This is a genomic window from Faecalibacterium langellae, assembly GCF_002549775.1.
Taxonomy (GTDB): Bacteria; Bacillota; Clostridia; order Oscillospirales; family Ruminococcaceae; genus Faecalibacterium; species Faecalibacterium langellae.
In genome coordinates, this window is sequence record NZ_NMTR01000043.1 from 1 (window position 1) to 1,292 (window position 1,292).

1 protein-coding gene and 1 pseudogene are annotated in these 1,292 nt (G+C 42.8%); one reads left to right on the plus strand and one right to left on the minus strand.

Annotation, left to right across the window (positions count from 1 at the left end):
• Nucleotides 1-410 (minus strand): annotated as a pseudogene (locus tag CGS49_RS13515) (phosphoribosylamine--glycine ligase); the annotation flags it as partial.
• 308 nt (nucleotides 411-718) lie between these two features.
• On the opposite strand from CGS49_RS13515, the gene CGS49_RS13520 reads away from it, so the two are divergent.
• Nucleotides 719-1,292: CHAP domain-containing protein (locus CGS49_RS13520; protein ID WP_097802295.1), on the plus strand; the 574-nt coding region annotated here is incomplete at its 3' end.

Consider the following 1,292-nt stretch of genomic DNA (forward strand, 5'->3'; position numbering starts at 1 on the left):
TTTTCCTCAATATAGGCTTTAGCTTCCTCGAAATCTGAAAATGTTCCATAGGCTGCTGTTGGAACATCATATTTGACCATGATTTCCTTAGCAAAATCCTTAGACCACTCAAGTTCAGCCGCAGCCTTGGTCGGACCAAAGGCTTTGAGTCCTGCCGCATTGAAATCATCCACGATACCAGCCGCAAGGGCATCGTCTGGACCGATAAAGGTCCAAGCAATATCGTTCGCTTTTGCGAAGTCAATAAGCTTAGAATGTTCGGAAATTCCGATGTTGATCAAATCAAGACCGTCCAATGTCATCCCGTCATTACCAGGAGCCACGAAAACCTGCTCAACGTCCTTAGACTCCAATAATTTCTTGGCAATCGCATGTTCACGACCGCCAGAACCAACAACCAAAAGTTTCATTTGAAAGATACCTCAATATCAAATAATACTAGGGGCAAATGCCCGTTAACGACCATCATTCGGAAAAATTAGTTATTTTCACGAATTATATGTAACCATTATAACATATTTGTTCGGAGATATGGGTGTGTAGCCAAATTTGAACATAAAAAAAGGCGACCACTTGGACCGCCTCTTAGGAGATTATGAAAATGAAAAAAGTTATTTAGGATTAATGATAGTATAGTCTAAATAGCTTAAGAGAGACTTAAATTCAAAAATCATCTTCATTTTCCTGAAAAACTGCGAATAGGTAGGTGGAGGTTGAAATGAAGAAAAAATTACTAAATTATCTCATACTGCTAGCTTGTCTAGCGACTGTTTCGGTTTCGTGCAGCGGCTCTGCTCAGGCAGCTGTCCTCGGAGATGACTACCCTTTTTCTTGGAAATATGGTGGCTTCGGCGTGGACCCTTGGACTATGTACTGGCGTCAGTGTACTTCCTTTGCGGCCTACCGCCTTAGCAACACCAATGGATTCACCTTACCTATAGGTTATGGAAATGCCATCACTTGGGGTAATATCGCACGTGCGAATGGCTACCGTGTTGACATGAATCCTGCCGTAGGGAGCATCGCCTGGTTCTCAGCTGGTGTTAATGGAGCTGGTCACATGGGGCATGTCGCTTGGGTTGCAGAAGTACATGGTGATCAGGTAACTATTGAAGAATACAACTACGATGCGGGTCAGGGGCCTGAGAAATATCACAAACGTAGCTTCCATAAGAGTCAAGTGTCTGGATATATCCATTTTAAAGACCTCGAATCAGGAACTCAAAATAGAAATCCTACTAATTCTTCTATAAAAGTTGGCGATTCAGTCCGATTCACAGGTACCTTCCGTG